The following is a 2813-nucleotide window of genomic DNA, read 5'->3' on the forward strand; positions in this document are numbered from 1 at the left end:
GGATGCTGAACGGCATCAGATACCTCGCGACATCGGGCTTGTGCAGGTCGAAGGCCGATGCCTTATCCCTCCAGCGCCTGGCGATCTCGAGGCTTATCTGAGCCGGATCAGCCGTGTCGAACTCAAAGGCCGTTTCGACCTTGAAGCCGGCGGCGATCCAGTTGGAAACATCAGCTCCCCTTCTCGCAACTGTCCAGACGGTCTCAACGCCCATCTCCCGCAACCGCCTCAGCTCATCGGTGTTGAGGGCAAGCGGCACCGCCCACGCACGGCGATATACACATTCAGGATACATCGCCGCGATCATCGGATACGCCCTCTCATCGAACGCAACCACGCTCTTTACCCTCCCCGTGCCGAGAACCCTCCCCATCCTTTCGTAAAGACCGATCAGGTCGTCCTGACAATCGATCACCTCTTCAGCTCCTGAGCGGATCAGCGAATCAAATATCCTCACCTCTCCGATGCGGACGACGGTTGTGTTGAACGTCGCCAAGGCACGTGCTATTCTCCCAGTGTGATGCCCGCCGATGACCGTGCTGCCGTGTGGTGCGAACAATCCGCCTTCGCCGTGTTCTGAGGCGTAGTATGCATCGAACTCCACACCTCCCTTCTCACACATCCATCCCAGGGTCATAGCGGCCAGGTCCTTTTTCGGGTCGTCAGATCGGCTGAGCATCAGAACCAAGGGTCGGCGTGGATGTTTTATCTCATCCATGTCATCTTTACCTCCAAGTGCTATGAGCAGGCTTAGGAAGAGAAGAACACCGCTCATCATTTGCATTTTCGCAAATGGAAGGGAGATCGGGCGCGGGGCATATCAAAACCTCGCCCTCAGCGTGACGATCTCCTCATGACGCATCCTGAAGGATGCCTCCTCCCCCTCCGAAAGTTTCCTCTCCGCATCCCCACGTAGGTTCGAGAGCCAGATCTCACTTGCACCCTTGACCCTCAGGCGGATCTTCTCCTCGCCCCGATAAGGTCTCCAGAGACGAACCACGATATCCCTCCCACAGGGATACGCCGCCGTCAGAACGGCTGAACCCTCGGGTTCTATCCTCACCCTCGAGAACTTAAGCTCAGCAAAGGGGTCGGATGCGGGAAGCGGAAACAGAGGTTGTGCAAGCTCATCGGCGTGATCGGGGACGCGAGCCTCCTCGTGATCGCCCTCATAGAAGTAAAGCCCAAGCTCATACCTCTCCTCCCCCTCCAGGGGCGCGGCGTTCCCGGGGGCATAGATGAACCTCCCTCCGTAGGCGAGTATGAACTCCATCGAGGGCGGGCTCTTCCTGAAGATGGCGGCGGTCGCCCGGTCGGTGTAAAGAGCAACCCCTCTCCCCGCTCCCTCCGCTATGCCGTATCTGAGGATCTGAAACCTCTCCCCATAGGGCTCCCGAAGCTCAAAGGCGCCGTGCGCCAGGAACCTCGGCTCCTTAAACGGAAGGGGAAGCACGAACCGGAGCTTCAGCTCGTCGTGCGCCCAGACCGGCACATCGGACGATTCCTCACCTTCGCCCACCACATCGCCCTTGAAGTTGAAGCTGATCCCCAGCCTTACCAGGGGGGAAATGGGGTTAAGCTTAACCTCGAGGGTGAACGGGATATCCCCAACGTTCCCCTTGGCCCTCCCGACGGCTAAAGGTCCCTCTCTGAACCCCTCGATTTCCTCCACCTCGCTTTCCATATCCCCCTCCCTGAACCTGCCGGTTATGAAGGCGGGTGAGCGGAGGAGCGGCTCGCCATCGGTCGAGTAAACCTGTAACAACCCATCTTTGGATAGCTCGACCCTGATAAAGCCGTTCTCCAGAACGAGGTTTTCCTCGCTCACCTCGGTCCTCGCTTCGGGCAGCCTTTTTCCCTCTCCGTCGACCGTTTTGAACCTCACGTAGCCCATCGGTGGGACCTCGGCTAGGAGGAAAGCTTTGATCTCTTTGGCGGAGCCGTCCGGGTGGCGTGATACGACCTCGACCTCGGCGGGGACCACACCCTCCGGCCCCTCAAAGGAGGGTGATCTCACGAACCCCTCGGGGAAGGTGAGGCTCAGGGGGACGATCCCCCTCCTTGGGCGTCCCGAGACGTTCACCACTACAAACTCATCCCACCCATCGCCCGAGATATCCCTTATGAGCTCCTCGGCTATGCCTCTCGCCTCCTCCGATGCTGCGTAGGTGAGATCGGCGTATCTTTTGAAACCCCACCTCCAGATCCCGAAGATGACAGGCGCGCAGACCCAAGCGTCGTGGTGGTGTCCTATCATGATGAGCCTCCAGATGTCCGTCAGATCCTCCCCCGGGTCGCTTCCGATTATCGAAAACAGCCTCTCGACCTTCAACGCCGTGTCCTCAGCCGCCCTGTCAGCCCTCTGTGGTCTTCCCCCGAGCAACCCCCAGGGGAAACGGTGCTCGAACCCGGCATATGCGTCCACCCAGCTCCACCTCGGCTCGCCCACAAGCTCGAAATACTCCTCAAGCGTCACGAGGTTAACCTTCACGCTTCGCCCCCTCATCCTGAGCCTCACGCATCCCTCTTTGAACTCCTCTTCGACCTCGACCCCTTCGCTTCTCCCGATGCCCCACCCCTCGGGGAACCCGGATAGAAGCTCCTTCCCTTCGGGTAGGAGCTTCAAGCTCAGATCTTTAAAATCCGCATCCCCTTCGACGGAGACTATCCTCCCCTGTGGGAAGATGTAGAGGGCGTCCTCCGGGACACGCCAAACTATCTCCACCTCATGCCACGCCCCGTCGGGAGGGACGTTTCGGCTTTGAACACCGGCTTTTGCCCTCCCCTTCTCGTCGTGGGCATCGATGTAGATA

The 2813-nt window shown here is 59.3% G+C and carries 2 protein-coding genes; both read right to left on the bottom strand.

All coding sequences use genetic code 11. The features are described 5' to 3' along the window. Window positions 1–718: hypothetical protein (locus J7M22_15915; protein MCD6508093.1), on the bottom strand; the 718-nt coding region annotated here is incomplete at its 3' end. Window positions 719–820: 102 nt separating this feature from the next. Then, window positions 821–2813: hypothetical protein (locus J7M22_15920; protein MCD6508094.1), on the bottom strand; the 1993-nt coding region annotated here is incomplete at its 5' end.

It is taken from the genome of Candidatus Poribacteria bacterium, assembly GCA_021162805.1.
Lineage (GTDB): Bacteria > Poribacteria > WGA-4E > B28-G17 > B28-G17 > JAGGXZ01.